The organism is Shigella flexneri 2a str. 301, assembly GCF_000006925.2.
GTDB lineage: Bacteria > Pseudomonadota > Gammaproteobacteria > Enterobacterales > Enterobacteriaceae > ECMA0423.
The window spans coordinates 1,295,858-1,310,109 of the sequence record NC_004337.2 but is presented as its reverse complement, the minus strand read 5'-3'; the positions used below and the strand labels follow the sequence as shown (position 1 = coordinate 1,310,109).

General features: G+C 48.5%; 15 protein-coding genes and 1 other annotated feature. Of the genes, 7 read left to right on the top strand and 8 right to left on the bottom strand.

The genetic code is table 11. The features are described from left to right. Window positions 1-124: 124 nt before the first annotated feature. From yciC to yciA, 3 genes are all read left to right on the top strand, one after another. Entirely contained in the window at window positions 125-868 is a 744-nt protein-coding gene (gene yciC, locus SF1258; RefSeq protein NP_707164.2) for a hypothetical protein, read from the top strand. Between the two features lie 29 nt (window positions 869-897). After that, window positions 898-1,437, top strand: coding sequence for an intracellular septation protein A (yciB, locus tag SF1257; RefSeq protein NP_707163.1), 540 nt, complete (start codon window positions 898-900; stop codon window positions 1,435-1,437). A gap of 104 nt (window positions 1,438-1,541) precedes the next feature. Then, window positions 1,542-1,940: an acyl-CoA thioesterase gene (gene yciA, locus SF1256; protein NP_707162.1), complete on the top strand. Its 399-nt coding sequence runs from the start codon at window positions 1,542-1,544 to the stop codon at window positions 1,938-1,940. Between the two features lie 39 nt (window positions 1,941-1,979). On the opposite strand, the gene tonB is transcribed toward yciA, so the two are convergent. Beyond that, window positions 1,980-2,708 (bottom strand): transporter, encoded by a 729-nt coding sequence (tonB, locus tag SF1255; RefSeq protein ID NP_707161.2) that lies wholly within the window; start codon window positions 2,706-2,708, stop codon window positions 1,980-1,982. A 214-nt stretch (window positions 2,709-2,922) separates the two neighbouring features. Here tonB and yciI point away from each other — a divergent pair, with 214 nt between their 5' ends. After that, entirely contained in the window at window positions 2,923-3,219 is a 297-nt protein-coding gene (yciI, locus tag SF1254) for a hypothetical protein (protein NP_707160.4), read from the top strand. Window positions 3,220-3,223: 4 nt separating this feature from the next. Beyond that, window positions 3,224-4,487 (bottom strand) — a mobile genetic element. Here the strand turns inward: yciI and SF1253 are convergent. Together SF1253 and SF1252 are read right to left on the bottom strand one after the other, a co-directional pair. After that, window positions 3,267-3,980 carry an insertion sequence element IS600 integrase core domain-containing protein gene (locus tag SF1253; protein NP_707159.1) on the bottom strand — a complete coding sequence of 238 codons (714 nt, stop codon included), beginning with the start codon at window positions 3,978-3,980 and terminating at the stop codon, window positions 3,267-3,269. Its footprint overlaps the feature before it by 714 nt. Further along, window positions 4,121-4,423 carry an insertion sequence element IS600 transposase gene (locus tag SF1252; RefSeq protein ID NP_707158.1) on the bottom strand — a complete coding sequence of 101 codons (303 nt, stop codon included), beginning with the start codon at window positions 4,421-4,423 and terminating at the stop codon, window positions 4,121-4,123. Its footprint lies within the feature at window positions 3,224-4,487. A gap of 298 nt (window positions 4,488-4,785) precedes the next feature. Here SF1252 and kch point away from each other — a divergent pair. The 3 genes from kch (at window position 4,786) to SF1249 (ending at window position 8,234) form a co-directional block, all read left to right on the top strand. After that, window positions 4,786-6,039: a voltage-gated potassium channel gene (gene kch / locus SF1251; protein ID NP_707157.2), complete on the top strand. Its 1,254-nt coding sequence runs from the start codon at window positions 4,786-4,788 to the stop codon at window positions 6,037-6,039. A 370-nt stretch (window positions 6,040-6,409) separates the two neighbouring features. Further along, on the top strand, window positions 6,410-7,870 hold the full coding sequence (gene cls, locus SF1250) for a cardiolipin synthetase (RefSeq protein NP_707156.1): 1,461 nt from the start codon (window positions 6,410-6,412) through the stop codon (window positions 7,868-7,870). Then, window positions 7,827-8,234, top strand: coding sequence for a hypothetical protein (locus SF1249; protein ID NP_707155.4), 408 nt, complete (start codon window positions 7,827-7,829; stop codon window positions 8,232-8,234). Before cls ends, SF1249 begins: the two co-directional genes overlap by 44 nt. A gap of 52 nt (window positions 8,235-8,286) precedes the next feature. Here SF1249 and oppF read toward each other — a convergent pair whose 3' ends face one another. The 5 genes from oppF to oppA form a co-directional block, all read right to left on the bottom strand. Then, the gene (gene oppF / locus SF1248) at window positions 8,287-9,291 is read right to left on the bottom strand and encodes an oligopeptide ABC transporter ATP-binding protein OppF (RefSeq protein ID NP_707154.1); all 1,005 of its coding nucleotides are present in this window, start codon (window positions 9,289-9,291) and stop codon (window positions 8,287-8,289) included. Then, window positions 9,288-10,301, bottom strand: a complete 1,014-nt coding sequence (oppD, locus tag SF1247) for an oligopeptide ABC transporter ATP-binding protein OppD (RefSeq protein NP_707153.1) — start codon at window positions 10,299-10,301, stop codon at window positions 9,288-9,290. Before oppD ends, oppF begins: the two co-directional genes overlap by 4 nt. An 11-nt stretch (window positions 10,302-10,312) precedes the next feature. Then, window positions 10,313-11,221 carry an oligopeptide ABC transporter permease OppC gene (oppC, locus tag SF1246; RefSeq protein NP_707152.1) on the bottom strand — a complete coding sequence of 303 codons (909 nt, stop codon included), beginning with the start codon at window positions 11,219-11,221 and terminating at the stop codon, window positions 10,313-10,315. A gap of 14 nt (window positions 11,222-11,235) precedes the next feature. Beyond that, on the bottom strand, window positions 11,236-12,156 hold the full coding sequence (gene oppB, locus SF1245; protein NP_707151.1) for an oligopeptide ABC transporter permease OppB: 921 nt from the start codon (window positions 12,154-12,156) through the stop codon (window positions 11,236-11,238). A gap of 85 nt (window positions 12,157-12,241) precedes the next feature. Then, window positions 12,242-13,873, bottom strand: coding sequence for an oligopeptide ABC transporter substrate-binding protein OppA (oppA, locus tag SF1244; RefSeq protein ID NP_707150.2), 1,632 nt, complete (start codon window positions 13,871-13,873; stop codon window positions 12,242-12,244). Between the last annotated feature and the right edge of the window lie 379 nt (window positions 13,874-14,252).

Here is a 14,252-nt window from a genome sequence, read left to right as displayed (position 1 = left end):
CCAGCAATTACCTCCGCTTTACAAAGATATGCTTTTCCATACAAGACCTGATGCTGCCACCCGAGGCTTAACCAGGGTACAATTGCCCGCTAATTAACACCTGCATAAAACTCAAGGAGAGTGCATGTCTATCACGGCGCAGTCCGTATACCGTGACACCGGAAATTTCTTCCGTAATCAATTTATGACCATTCTGTTGGTATCGTTGCTATGTGCGTTTATCACAGTGGTGTTAGGGCATGTTTTCTCACCCAGTGATGCACAGCTTGCGCAGCTCAATGACGGCGTGCCCGTTAGCGGCAGTAGTGGGTTGTTCGACCTGGTTCAGAATATGTCACCGGAACAGCAACAAATTTTGCTGCAGGCTTCAGCGGCGTCCACTTTTTCAGAATTAATCGGTAACGCCATTCTCGCCGGAGGCGTAATATTAATTATCCAGCTGGTGTCTGCGGGTCAGAGAGTCAGTGCGCTGCGAGCTATTGGTGCCAGTGCGCCGATATTGCCCAAGTTATTTATTCTGATTTTTCTGACTACCCTTTTAGTACAGATTGGCATCATGCTGGTGGTCGTTCCGGGAATTATCATGGCCATTTTACTGGCCCTGGCACCGGTGATGCTGGTACAGGACAAAATGGGCATTTTTGCCTCGATGCGTAGCAGTATGCGGCTGACTTGGGCGAATATGCGTCTGGTGGCACCCGCAGTACTGAGCTGGTTGCTGGCAAAAACACTGTTGCTGCTTTTTGCCTCTTCTTTTGCCGCATTAACCCCGGAAATTGGTGCCGTACTGGCGAACACCTTGAGCAACCTGATTTCTGCCATATTGCTCATCTATCTGTTCCGCCTGTATATGTTGATTCGCCAATAACCTTAAGCATTTGATTACGGAATCGTAAAATGAAGCAGTTTCTTGATTTTTTACCGCTGGTTGTCTTTTTCGCGTTTTACAAGATTTATGACATCTATGCGGCTACTGCAGCGCTGATCGTCGCCACGGCGATTGTGCTTATCTATAGCTGGGTTCGCTTTCGTAAGGTTGAGAAGATGGCCCTGATCACTTTTGTTCTGGTGGTCGTCTTCGGTGGCTTGACGCTGTTCTTCCACAATGATGAGTTTATTAAATGGAAGGTTACAGTCATTTATGCTCTGTTTGCGGGAGCCCTGTTAGTCAGCCAATGGGTGATGAAAAAGCCGCTAATTCAGCGGATGCTGAGTAAAGAACTCACGCTGCCGCAACCGGTATGGTCGAAGCTAAATCTGGCCTGGGCTGTTTTCTTTATCCTTTGCGGTCTGGCAAACATCTACATCGCATTCTGGCTGCCGCAAAATATTTGGGTCAACTTTAAAGTCTTTGGCCTGACCGCCCTTACCTTAATCTTCACATTGTTAAGCGGTATCTATATCTACCGCCACATGCCGCAGGAAGATAAATCCTAACCAGACTGCCAGTCCTTCGGGGCTGGCGCTGTATCTCCTCTGTTCTCCTCAGGAAAATCATAGTAGCATCGCGCCTGTGATTTTCCTTTTAAGTCGGTTTTACCATGTCTACAACACATAACGTCCCTCAGGGCGATCTTGTTTTACGTACTTTAGCCATGCCCGCCGATACCAATGCCAATGGTGACATCTTTGGTGGTTGGTTAATGTCACAAATGGATATTGGCGGCGCTATTCTGGCAAAAGAAATTGCCCACGGTCGCGTAGTGACTGTGCGGGTTGAAGGAATGACTTTCTTACGGCCGGTTGCGGTCGGCGATGTGGTGTGCTGCTATGCACGCTGTGTCCAGAAAGGGACGACATCGGTCAGCATTAATATTGAAGTGTGGGTGAAAAAAGTAGCGTCTGAACCAATCGGGCAACGCTATAAAGCGACAGAAGCATTATTTAAGTATGTAGCGGTTGATCCTGAAGGAAAACCTCGCGCCTTACCTGTTGAGTAATAGTCAAAAGCCTCCGGTCGGAGGCTTTTGACTTTCTGCTTACTGAATTTCGGTGGTGCCGTTAATTTTAAACAGGATATTCACCACAATCCCACTGCCTGGCTTACCCGGCTCATAACGCCATCTGCGCATCGCATTTTTCACCTCACGCTCAAACATGTTCGCAGGCTTGGCTGAGAGGATTTGTACGTTATCCACGCGACCATCCGGCGTGACGTCAAATTTAACTTTAACCTGCCCTTCAATGCGCAATGCCTGTGCTCGTGCCGGATACTGCGGCTGATTACGGCTTAATGCGCGTGGTCCTGAAGCCACACTGGTAACCGGCTTGCTGGTTGCAGCCGTTGCCGTACTTGATGTGGGGCGCGCGGGTGCCGTATTTTCAAACGGTGATGCCGGACGCGACTCTACGGGTTTGACATCGCGTTTTGGCTGCTCCTGTACCTTTTTCACCGGCTTCGGTTTTGGCTTAGGTTTCGGCTTCGGCTTTTCAATGACCACCGGTGCTTCTTTTGGCGGTTCGGGGATCGGCTCAGGTTCCGGTTCTGGCTCTACCACCGGCTCCGGTGGCGGCTGAACGGCTTGTGGCGGTTCGAGATCAGCAGGCGCAACCATCGTGACAGAAATTGGTTGCGCAGGCGCAGGTAGTTCAATAACCTGATGTACCGAGGTATAGAGCAGCCCCGCCACAACAGCACCATGAATGCAGACCGAAAGTAACGTCGGCCAGGGGAAGCGGCGAGGTAAATCAAGGGTTATTGAAGTCATAATCATTTCAGTAGAAAAACTAAGCCTCGATTTTAAATGCAAATAGCAATCATATTCAATAAGGCAAGACGATCAGGATCAGTGAAAATGTCATTTTTGGCGTAATTACCCTTACTTTATGCATGACCTTAACAAAGACATCATCTTTCCGTTGCAGATCTTCGCCCTTTCAAATAACGTACTTTACAACTTTCCCGAACAAGGAGTTGTGCCCGTGTTGTATGTTATTTACGCTCAAGACAAAGCTGATAGCCTCGAAAAACGCCTTTCCGTTCGTCCGGCACATTTAGCACGTTTACAGTTACTGCATGATGAAGGTCGTTTGTTGACAGCTGGTCCAATGCCAGCGGTAGACAGTAACGATCCAGGGGCTGCGGGATTTACTGGCTCAACCGTTATTGCTGAATTTGAATCGCTGGAAGCAGCTCAGGCCTGGGCCGATGCTGACCCGTACGTAGCGGCAGGAGTCTATGAACACGTTTCAGTGAAACCATTTAAGAAAGTGTTCTGAGTAGTGAGGTGTACTGGCAATAGCGGACACTACCATTTGTTCTTTTTTTAAGCAGCCATCTGATGATATTTTTCCCTGAAGGTTGCCGGGGAGATATTCCCCAGACGAGAGTGACGACGCTGACGATTGTAGAAAATCTCAATGTATTCCCGTATTACTGAGATGGCTTCATCCCGGTTATTAAAACGATAGTGGCTCAGGCTCTCATTTTTCAGCGTTCCCCAGAAGCTTTCCATCGGAGCGTTGTCGTAACAGTTACCTTTACGCGACATTGATGTTTTCAGACCAGACTGCTCCTGTATGACCCGGTAATCGTATGCGCAGTACTGTGAACCTCGATCAGAGTGGTGGATTAGCCCGGCAGGTGGGCGCTGGCTCCTGAGCGCCATAAACAGGGCTTTACCTGTCAGCTCTTTTGTCATGCGCTCTCCCATGGCGTAGCCGACAATTTCGCACGTATAAACATCTTTGATGCCAGCGAGGTACAACCATCCCTCCTGTGTGGCAACATACGTCAGGTCCGCCACCCAGACCTGATTTGGTGCTGTAGGAGCGAACGTCTGGTTCAGCAGATTTGGCGCAACTGGCAGATTGTGGTTCGGGTTCGTAGTCGCTCTGAACTTGCGTTTCTGCTTACAGCGTAGCCTCAGCTCCTTACGAAGACGTGCCAGTCGGTCACGACCAACGATGATGCCATTCTCTGCCAGCTCCGTCTGGAGCCGCCGGGTTCCATATGTTTCGCGAGTGCGGATATGTGCCACCTTAATCTCCAGTTTTAGCCGCTCATCACTTTGTTTTCTGTCTGAGGGTTCATGCTGTACCCAGTTGTAATAACCGCTCCTGGATACACCAAATACCTGACACATCACTTCAATGGGAAATTGTTGTCGCCATTGTTCGATTAACGCGTATTTTTCAGTGACTCCTGTGCAAAATACGCTGTTGCTTTTTTTAATATATCTCGCTCAAGGCGAGCTTCATTTAACGCCTTACGCAGTTGCAGAATTTCAGATTCCAGTTCAGCCAGCGTGCGGGAACCAGGAGTACCGAGCCCTTTTCTGGCGGCGGTAACCCATTGTCCTAAAGTGCCTTCAGGAAGAGATAATCGGGAAGCGCCTTCACTGATCGAAAGTTGATTTTCAAGAACCGTTCTGACAGCTTCGGCTTTGAACTCTTTAGAGTAACGTTGGGTTTTTCTGCTCATTATTAGCTCCTTCTGATGCCATTCTATTTCAGGAAGGAGTGTCCGTTAAACTCAGGCTACCTCATAGAGATCCAATATTTAAGGGCACGGTTTTTGCAACCGTGTTCTTGTTTGGCCTTTCCTTATAGCCGGTCAGTGCATTCACTACCACAAGCAGATAATAACTTTATCTGTATTTCTTTATATGATGTGAGCATGTTCAGGAAAAAAGCCCTTTCCTGACGCAGAGTTGCTCACTCAAAACCTTTGATTACTGCGGATAAAGTCATCTACTATTGTTTAACACATTCACGCGCTGCATGTATGTTCAGAAAATGTGCACGCTAAGATAATTAAACAAAATTGTGGTTACAGAGGTATCAGTGAGTCACTGGGCTACATTCAAACAAACAGCAACAAATTTATGGGTGACCCTACGGCACGACATTCTCGCGCTGGCCGTCTTTTTAAATGGATTGCTTATTTTTAAAACAATCTATGGTATGTCGGTCAATTTGCTTGATATTTTCCATATCAAAGCATTTTCAGAGTTGGATCTCTCCTTGCTGGCAAACGCCCCACTATTTATGCTCGGCGTCTTTCTTGTCCTGAACTCCATTGGCTTACTGTTCCGGGCAAAGCTCGCATGGGCAATCAGTATCATTTTGTTGTTGATAGCGCTAATTTACACCCTGCATTTTTATCCCTGGCTGAAATTTAGTATTGGATTTTGCATTTTTACGCTGGTGTTTTTGCTGATACTGCGCAAAGACTTCTCCCACAGTAGCGCCGCAGCCGGGACAATTTTTGCATTTATTAGTTTCACGACATTACTGTTTTACTCAACCTACGGTGCGCTTTATTTAAGCGAAGGTTTTAATCCGCGAATAGAAAGTTTGATGACCGCGTTCTATTTTTCGATAGAAACCATGTCAACCGTCGGCTATGGAGATATTGTCCCTGTTTCTGAATCAGCACGATTGTTCACTATTTCGGTCATTATTTCCGGCATTACCGTTTTTGCCACATCTATGACCTCAATTTTTGGTCCGCTTATCCGCGGGGGATTCAACAAACTTTTAAAAGGAAACAATCATACAATGCATCGTAAAGATCATTTTATTGTTTGCGGACATTCGATTCTCGCCATCAATACGATCCTGCAACTGAATCAACGCGGACAAAACGTAACGGTTATCAGCAACTTGCCTGAAGATGATATCAAGCAACTTGAGCAACGCTTAGGCGATAACGCTGATGTTATCCCCGGTGACAGTAATGACAGTTCAGTATTAAAGAAAGCGGGAATCGATCGTTGCCGGGCCATTCTGGCGCTGAGTGATAACGATGCAGATAACGCGTTTGTTGTACTCTCGGCAAAAGATATGAGCAGTGATGTCAAAACAGTTCTCGCCGTCAGTGATAGCAAAAACCTGAATAAGATTAAGATGGTACATCCGGATATCATTCTCTCACCGCAACTGTTTGGCAGCGAAATTCTGGCGCGAGTTTTAAATGGTGAAGAGATTAATAATGATATGCTCGTTTCAATGTTGTTGAACTCAGGTCATGGTATTTTCAGCGATAACGATGAACAAGAAACGAAAGCTGACAGTAAAGAATCGGCGCAAAAATAGAGTTTAAAGACGGAAGAGTAAACTTATTGGGCACCGCAATGGTGCCCAGTACATTTAGATATTGTAGATCGCAAACAATAACGAGTTACGCTGTTTGTTTAGAATGCACTTCCTGATGCTGTGGATACGCATATTTCGGCGCGATTGCCCCTCAAGCCAACGCGATTTACGTCGGCTAGCCTGACGCTGCATGCGCCAGCGCCCCACTTCCGTTCTACTCCGCTTCATGTTAACTACTCTATGCAATAACAGAATGGTCATTATACCCCCGCCCCCGACGCTGACCAGTGCTTTTCCCGCGTTTTTATTTGCCAGATGAATCCATATGCGTAAACTCATAACAATGCGCTTTCAAAAGGATTTCTAATCTATGACAACCGTTTATACGTTGGTGAGTTGGTTGGCCATTCTGGGATACTGGTTGCTCATTGCAGGCGTAACTTTACGCATTCTAATGAAACGACGCGCAGTTCCCTCCGCGATGGCCTGGCTGTTGATTATTTACATTCTGCCGTTAGTCGGAATTATTGCCTATCTTGCCGTTGGCGAGCTCCATTTAGGCAAACGCCGCGCTGAGCGCGCCAGAGCGATGTGGCCTTCCACCGCAAAATGGCTTAACGACCTTAAAGCCTGTAAGCATATCTTCGCCGAAGAAAATAGCAGTGTCGCTGCGCCATTATTCAAGCTTTGCGAGCGTCGTCAGGGGATCGCTGGGGTCAAAGGGAATCAGCTACAGCTGATGACCGAGTCAGATGATGTGATGCAGGCGTTAATCCGCGACATCCAGCTCGCGCGCCATAATATTGAGATGGTGTTTTATATCTGGCAGCCCGGCGGCATGGCGGACCAGGTGGCTGAATCATTAATGGCGGCTGCACGGCGTGGTATTCATTGCCGATTGATGCTCGACTCCGCCGGGAGTGTGGCTTTTTTCCGCAGCCCGTGGCCCGAGCTAATGCGTAATGCCGGTATTGAAGTGGTCGAAGCCTTAAAGGTCAATCTGATGCGTGTGTTTTTACGCCGTATGGACCTGCGCCAACATCGCAAGATGATCATGATCGATAATTACATCGCGTACACCGGCAGCATGAATATGGTCGATCCTCGCTACTTCAAACAAGATGCGGGCGTAGGGCAATGGATTGATCTGATGGCGCGTATGGAAGGCCCCATCGCCACCGCGATGGGGATTATTTATTCCTGCGACTGGGAGATTGAAACCGGAAAACGTATTCTGCCGCCACCACCAGATGTCAATATTATGCCGTTTGAACAGGCCAGCGGTCACACCATTCACACAATTGCTTCTGGCCCCGGCTTTCCGGAAGATCTCATTCACCAGGCATTATTGACTGCGGCTTATTCGGCGCATGAATATTTGATCATGACCACGCCCTACTTTGTGCCAAGCGATGATTTACTTCATGCGATTTGCACGGCGGCGCAGCGCGGGGTGGATGTCAGTATTATCCTTCCGCGAAAAAATGACTCGATGCTGGTCGGCTGGGCCAGTCGCGCATTCTTTACGGAACTGCTTGCTGCTGGGGTTAAAATTTATCAGTTTGAAGGCGGGTTACTGCATACCAAGAGCGTGCTGGTCGATGGCGAACTAAGTCTGGTTGGCACCGTTAACCTTGATATGCGTAGTCTGTGGCTGAATTTCGAGATTACCTTGGCAATCGACGATAAAGGTTTTGGTGCAGACCTTGCCGCCGTTCAGGACGATTATATTTCGCGTTCACGTCTGCTCGATGCCCGTTTATGGCTAAAACGTCCATTATGGCAACGTGTCGCCGAGCGACTGTTTTACTTCTTCAGCCCGTTGCTGTAAAACGTCGCCAACAGAGGTTAAACAGGTAGTGACTATGGATATGGATCTAAACAATCGCCTGACTGAAGATGAAACGCTTGAGCAGGCCTACGATATTTTTCTCGAACTGGCTGCCGACAATCTCGATCCAGCTGATGTTCTGCTGTTCAATCTTCAGTTTGAAGAGCGCGGCGGCGCGGAGTTATTCGATCCGGCGGAAGACTGGCAGGAACATGTTGATTTCGATTTGAACCCGGACTTTTTTGCCGAAGTGGTGATTGGTCTGACGGACAGTGAAGATGGTGAAATCAGCGATGTTTTCGCCCGCATTCTGTTATGCCGCGAAAAAGATCACAAACTTTGCCATATCATCTGGCGGGAATAAATAATCGCTTTTAGCGTGAAAAAGGGCTGACAACTGTCAGCCCTTATTGTTTTTAAAGCGGATCGACTTTCAGGCAAGAAACGGCGTGTCTGAAACTCCCCTCCAGAACAGGACGTGTTTTGGCGCACTCCGGACCGGCAATCGGGCAACGGGTACGGAAAACACAACCGGAAGGCGGGTTGATCGGCGACGGTAATTCCCCTTCCAGTAACTGGATGGTTTTGTTCTTCTCCAGATCCGGATCAGGTATGGGGACTGCCGACATCAATGCCCTGGTGTAAGGATGTAGTGGATTGTGGTAGACCTCATCATAGGTCCCCAGTTCTACTGCATGGCCGAGATACATCACCAACACACGATCGGAAATGTGTTTTACCACGGCCAGGTCATGAGCAATAAAAATTAATGACAATCCCATCTCACGTTGCAGCTGCTGGAGCAGGTTAACCACCTGCGCCTGAATTGACACGTCCAGCGCCGAAACCGGCTCATCGCAGATAATCAGCTTCGGTTCAAGAATAAGAGCACGAGCAATCCCGATACGCTGGCACTGCCCACCGGAGAACTCATGCGGATAGCGGTTAATCAGGTTAGGCAATAACCCGACTTTCAGCATCATCGCCTTCACGCGCTCGCGAACTTCCTGGCGTGACATTTTCGGATGATAAGTACGCAGTGGTTCAGCGATGATCTCGCCGATGGTCATACGCGGGTTTAGCGATGCCAACGGATCCTGGAAAATCATCTGAATATCACTGCGAACGGCACGCCATTCATCGGGCTTCATGCCCAGCAACTCTTTACCTAACCAGGCAACATGACCGTCGGTCGCCTTGACCAAACCGATGATGGCGCGAGCAAAGGTGGACTTACCGCATCCCGATTCCCCTACCACACCTAATGTTTCCCCTTCATACAGGCGAAGAGTGACACCATCGACGGCTTTGAGCGTTTTCGGCGGTTGCCAGAACCACTGTTTGCCATCTTTGATTTCAAAGTGCACTTTAAGATCGGCGATTTCAAGGAGGACTTTTCTTCCTTCAGTTACAGCATTCATAACAGTTCCTCCACCGGTTTAAAGCAAGCACGCAGACGGCCAGGCGTAAACTCTTCCAGCGGCGGTGCGCTACTACAAATTTCCATCGCATGTGGACAACGTGGCTGGAACGGGCAACCTTTCGGTAATCGCAGCAAGTTTGGCGGATTACCCGGGATGGTCAACATTGTTTCACCTTCCGCATCAAGACGCGGCACCGCGTTGAGCAAACCGATAGAATAAGGATGAACGGGTTGATAAAAGACATCGCGCGCATTGCCATATTCCATCGTGCGCCCGGCGTACATTACCAGCACTTTGTCACAGATCCCCGCCACCACGCCAAGATCGTGGGTGATCATAATGATGGCAGTATTAAATTCCCGCTTCAGTTCATTCAATAGCGTCATGATCTGCGCCTGTACGGTGACGTCCAGCGCTGTAGTGGGTTCATCCGCAATCAGCAACTTAGGTCGACATAGCAATGCCATCGCAATCATGACTCGCTGACGCATGCCGCCAGAAAATTCGTGCGGGTACATTTTCATGCGTTTACGTGCTTCCGGCATTTTTACCGCATCGAGCATCCGCACCGACTCTTCAAACGCCTCAGCTTTGCTCATGTTCTTATGCAGCATCAGCACTTCCATCAACTGCTCACCGACGCGCATATAGGGATTCAACGAAGTCATTGGGTCCTGAAAAATCATTGAGATTTGTTCAGCGCGCAGTTTATTGAGTTCACGCTCTGGCAAATTGAGGATTTCACGCCCATTGAAGGTTGCCGATCCGCCAATGCGTCCGTTGGCAGCCAACAGGCCCATCAACGCAAATGCAGTTTGCGATTTACCCGAACCAGACTCACCTACAATGCCCAGCGTTTCTCCGGCACGTAGGGAAAAATTTAAATCATTGACCGCCGTGACGTCGCCGTCCGGGGTACTAAAGGTGACACGCAAATCTTTCACGTTCAGCAGTGCGTCAGCCTGTTGTTGTGCGAGCGGCACAGTTGCAGTTTCAATTACGCTCATGGCTGCACTCCTTAACGATCTTTCGGGTCGAGGGCATCACGCAAGCCATCGCCGATAAAGTTGAAACAAAACAGTGTCACCACAAGGAATCCCGCTGGGAACAACAGTAACCATGGAGAGACTTCCATCGAGTTCGCGCCATCACTCAGCAATGCCCCCCAGCTGCTTAACGGCTCTTGCGTACCCAACCCCAGGAAGCTAAGGAAAGATTCAAAGAGGATCATGCTGGGCACCAGTAGCGATGCGTAGACCACCACCACACCGAGTACGTTCGGCACAATGTGGCGAATAACAATGCCCGGCGTCGATACACCGCCAACTTGTGCCGCCTCAATAAACTCTTTGCGCTTCAGACTCAGGGTTTGCCCACGCACAATACGAGCCATATCCAGCCAGGAAACCATGCCAATCGCCACGAAAATCAGCAGGATGTTTTGGCCGAAAAAGGTCACCAGCAAAATGACGAAGAACATGAATGGGAAGGAGTTGAGGATTTCCAGCAGACGCATCATTACCGAATCCACTTTACCGCCCAGATAACCGGAAAGCGAACCATAAAGTGTCCCCACGACCACTGCCACCAGTGCCGCAGCAACACCGACCATGAGTGAGATACGCCCGCCAATCGCAACGCGCACAAGCAGGTCGCGACCGGATGAGTCAGTACCAAAGTAGTGACCGGACTCCATATCCGGGGCGCTGGACATCATCGCCCAGTCAGTATCGTCATAGGCAAACTGGGAAAGCATCGGTGCCAGGATTACAAATAACGCGATCAGCACCAGCACTATCAGACTGGCAACCGCCGCACGGTTATGCATAAAACGTCGACGTGCGTCCTGCCACAAGCTGCGCCCTTCGACCTCCAGCTTTTCACTGAAATTTTCCAGCGTCTCGCTGTTTTTCTTACTTAACATCATCGCGAGCTCCAGTATCAGTAACGGATTTTCGGGTCGATAACCGCATATAGCACATCGACAATGGCATTAAACAAAATGGTTAACGCACCAACCAGGATGGTCAGGCTTAACACTAAGGAATAGTCACGGTTCAATGCGCCATTAACGAACAGTTGCCCAATCCCCGGCAAACCATAAATGGTTTCGATGACCATAGAACCGGTAATAATGCCGACAAATGCGGGGCCCATATAGGAGAGCACGGGTAACAGAGCAGGTTTTAATGCATGGCGTAAAATGATCCGCCGCATAGGTAACCCTTTCGCCCGGGCAGTACGAATAAAGTTGGAGTGTAATACTTCAATCATAGAGCCACGGGTAATACGCGCAATACTGGCGATATAGGCGAGTGACAACGCCACCATCGGCAATATCATGAATTTAAGCGCCCCACCATTCCAGCCACCGCCCGGCAGCCAATGCAAAATGATCGCAAATATCATGACTAATAATGGCGCAACCACAAAACTGGGGATAACAACCCCGGTCATTGCCAGCCCCATCACGGTATAGTCCCATTTGGTGTTTTGTTTTAATGCGGCAATAACGCCAGCACTAACACCCAGTATTACCGCAAGGAAAAATGCGGCGGCTCCCAGTTTGGCAGAAACGGGAAAACTGGATGCCACCAGGTCATTGACCGAATAATCTTTATATTTAAACGATGGACCGAAATCGCCATGCGCCAGTTGTTTCAGGTAGCTGAAATACTGTGTCATGATCGGATCATTAAGATGATATTTCGCTTCGATATTGGCCATCACTTCTGGCGGTAAAGTACGTTCGCCGGTAAAAGGGCTTCCCGGCGCGAGGCGCATCATAAAGAACGAAATAGTAATAAGAATAAATAGCGTCGGAATCGCTTCCAGACAACGACGTAGAATAAATTTTAACATTGCCCTACCTTCTGGCCTGTGCCTTCTGTAATGCGATAAAAATCAGACACCGTGGAGCAGGACACTCCTGCCCCACGTATTGCCATTAGTGCTTCACAATGTACATATTCCGGGTATAGGTATTATCCAGCGGATCTTTGCCGGTATAGCCACCAACCCACGGTTTCACCAGACGCGCATTCACGTAGTAATAAACAGGAACAATGGCCGAATCCTTATCCAGCTGTTGTTCTGCTTTAGTGTACAGAGCTGTGCGCTGCGCCTCGTCAGTCACTTTCAGCGTTTCCGCCATAATGCTGTCAAAGGCCGGGCTCTTATAATGCGCGGTATTCATCGAGCTGTTCGACAGCATGGTGTTCAGGAAGGAAGTTGGTTCGTTGTAGTCTGCACACCAGCCTGCACGGGCCACATCAAAAGTGCCCTGGTGACGGGTGTCGAGGAACGTTTTCCACTCCTGGTTAACCAGTTTGACGTTTACACCAATGTTTTTCTTCCACAATGAAGAGGCAGCAATCGCCAGCTTTTTATGCAGATCGGAGGTGTTATACCGCAGGTTGATGGTCAACGGTTTGTCTGCGGTATAACCCGCTTCAGCCAGCAGTTTTTTCGCTTCTTCGTTACGTTTTTCCTGGCTCCAGCCAAACCATTCTGGCTGAGTCAATTTTGCGCCATCAGTATACGGTGGAGTATAACCATAGGCGGGCATGTCGCCCTGCGCTTTCACTTTATTAACAATGATATCGCGGTCCATACCTAGTTTCAGTGCGGTACGCACACGCACATCGTTGAATGGCGGTTTCTGGTTGTTAATTTCGTAATAGTAAGTGCACAGGTATGGATCAACGTGAACTTCGTCCGGGATCTCTTTTTTCAGCTTCTGGAACAATTCGATCGGCATGTTGTTATACGTCATGTCGATTTCACCACTACGGTAGCGGTTGACATCGGTAACTTCAGAAGCAATAGGCAAATAGGTTACCTGGTTAATAACGGTTTTCGCGTTGTTCCAGTAGGTCGGGCTGCGTTCAAGAACGATTCGTTCGTTTACGACCCAATCTTTTAAGGTATAGGCACCGTTGGTGACGATATTACCAGGCTGGGTCCATTTTTCGCCGAATTTCTCGATAGCGGCTTTTGGCACCGGTGAAGTTGATGGGTGAACAAGTAATTTATAGAAGTACGGAACGGGTTCACTTAAGGTGACTTCTAATGTGTGATCATCAATAGCTTTCACGCCGAGATCGGTAATCGGTTTTTTCCCTTCAAGAATTTCATCAATACCGGCGATATGCCCATATTGCAGATAACTGGCATACGGAGAAGCAGTGTTCGGATCAACAGAACGTTGCCAGCTATACACAAAGTCTTGTGCTGTGACTGGCGTGCCATCAGACCATTTCGCATCTTTACGCAAATGGAAGGTCCAGACTTTCGCGTCTTTATTATCCCAGGATTCAGCGACGCCAGGTGCTGGATGACCGTCAAGATCGCTGACCAGTAAGCCTTCAAACAGGTCTCGGCTGATATTAGACTCCGGAACACCTTCAATTTTGTGCGGATCTAATGACTGAACTTCTGAACCATTGTTACGTACCAGTGTTTGTTTTTCCGCCAGTGTGACGCCTGCGGGTACATCAGCTGCCAGCGCGACATTCCCTGCCATTAGCGCAGCCAGAACGCCAGCTGCTACTAAACTTCTCTTGGTGATGTTGGTCATTGTTTTTTGGACTCCCTCATTATAATTACTGGTATTAACCAGCATGTGTAATCCCGGATTGGGACCCTGCACAAGCTCGGAGACTTTCTGCTGTCAGGTTACTTTATCGTTACGTATTACTATCACCGACTTTATTTATTCTGGTGATTCAGACGATCACCTTATGTCGATTCGTACTGTGTCTCCCCTGTCGAGACACATTATTCTTTCGCGACGCTCTTTAATTGTTAATTATTCTCATTACCAATAAAGAATCGTCTGGCGGTTGCCCGGAAAGTACCAAATGCGGTTCTTACTCGCCAATACATTTTGCAAAATTGTTAAGCGATTCTCTTTTATTGACCGTATCAGAATCTATAGCTTGCATCCATGCCTTAAC

Coding starts and splice junctions, on each gene's coding strand:
- yciC (NP_707164.2), top strand. CDS start 125: ATGTCTATCACGGCGCAGTCCGTATACCGTGACACCGGAAATTTCTTC.
- yciB (NP_707163.1), top strand. CDS start 898: ATGAAGCAGTTTCTTGATTTTTTACCGCTGGTTGTCTTTTTCGCGTTT.
- yciA (NP_707162.1), top strand. CDS start 1,542: ATGTCTACAACACATAACGTCCCTCAGGGCGATCTTGTTTTACGTACT.
- tonB (NP_707161.2), bottom strand. CDS start 2,708: ATGACTTCAATAACCCTTGATTTACCTCGCCGCTTCCCCTGGCCGACG.
- SF1252 (NP_707158.1), bottom strand. CDS start 4,423: ATGAGCAGAAAAACCCAACGTTACTCTAAAGAGTTCAAAGCCGAAGCT.
- cls (NP_707156.1), top strand. CDS start 6,410: ATGACAACCGTTTATACGTTGGTGAGTTGGTTGGCCATTCTGGGATAC.
- oppF (NP_707154.1), bottom strand. CDS start 9,291: ATGAATGCTGTAACTGAAGGAAGAAAAGTCCTCCTTGAAATCGCCGAT.
- oppD (NP_707153.1), bottom strand. CDS start 10,301: ATGAGCGTAATTGAAACTGCAACTGTGCCGCTCGCACAACAACAGGCT.
- oppC (NP_707152.1), bottom strand. CDS start 11,221: ATGATGTTAAGTAAGAAAAACAGCGAGACGCTGGAAAATTTCAGTGAA.
- oppB (NP_707151.1), bottom strand. CDS start 12,156: ATGTTAAAATTTATTCTACGTCGTTGTCTGGAAGCGATTCCGACGCTA.
- oppA (NP_707150.2), bottom strand. CDS start 13,873: ATGACCAACATCACCAAGAGAAGTTTAGTAGCAGCTGGCGTTCTGGCT.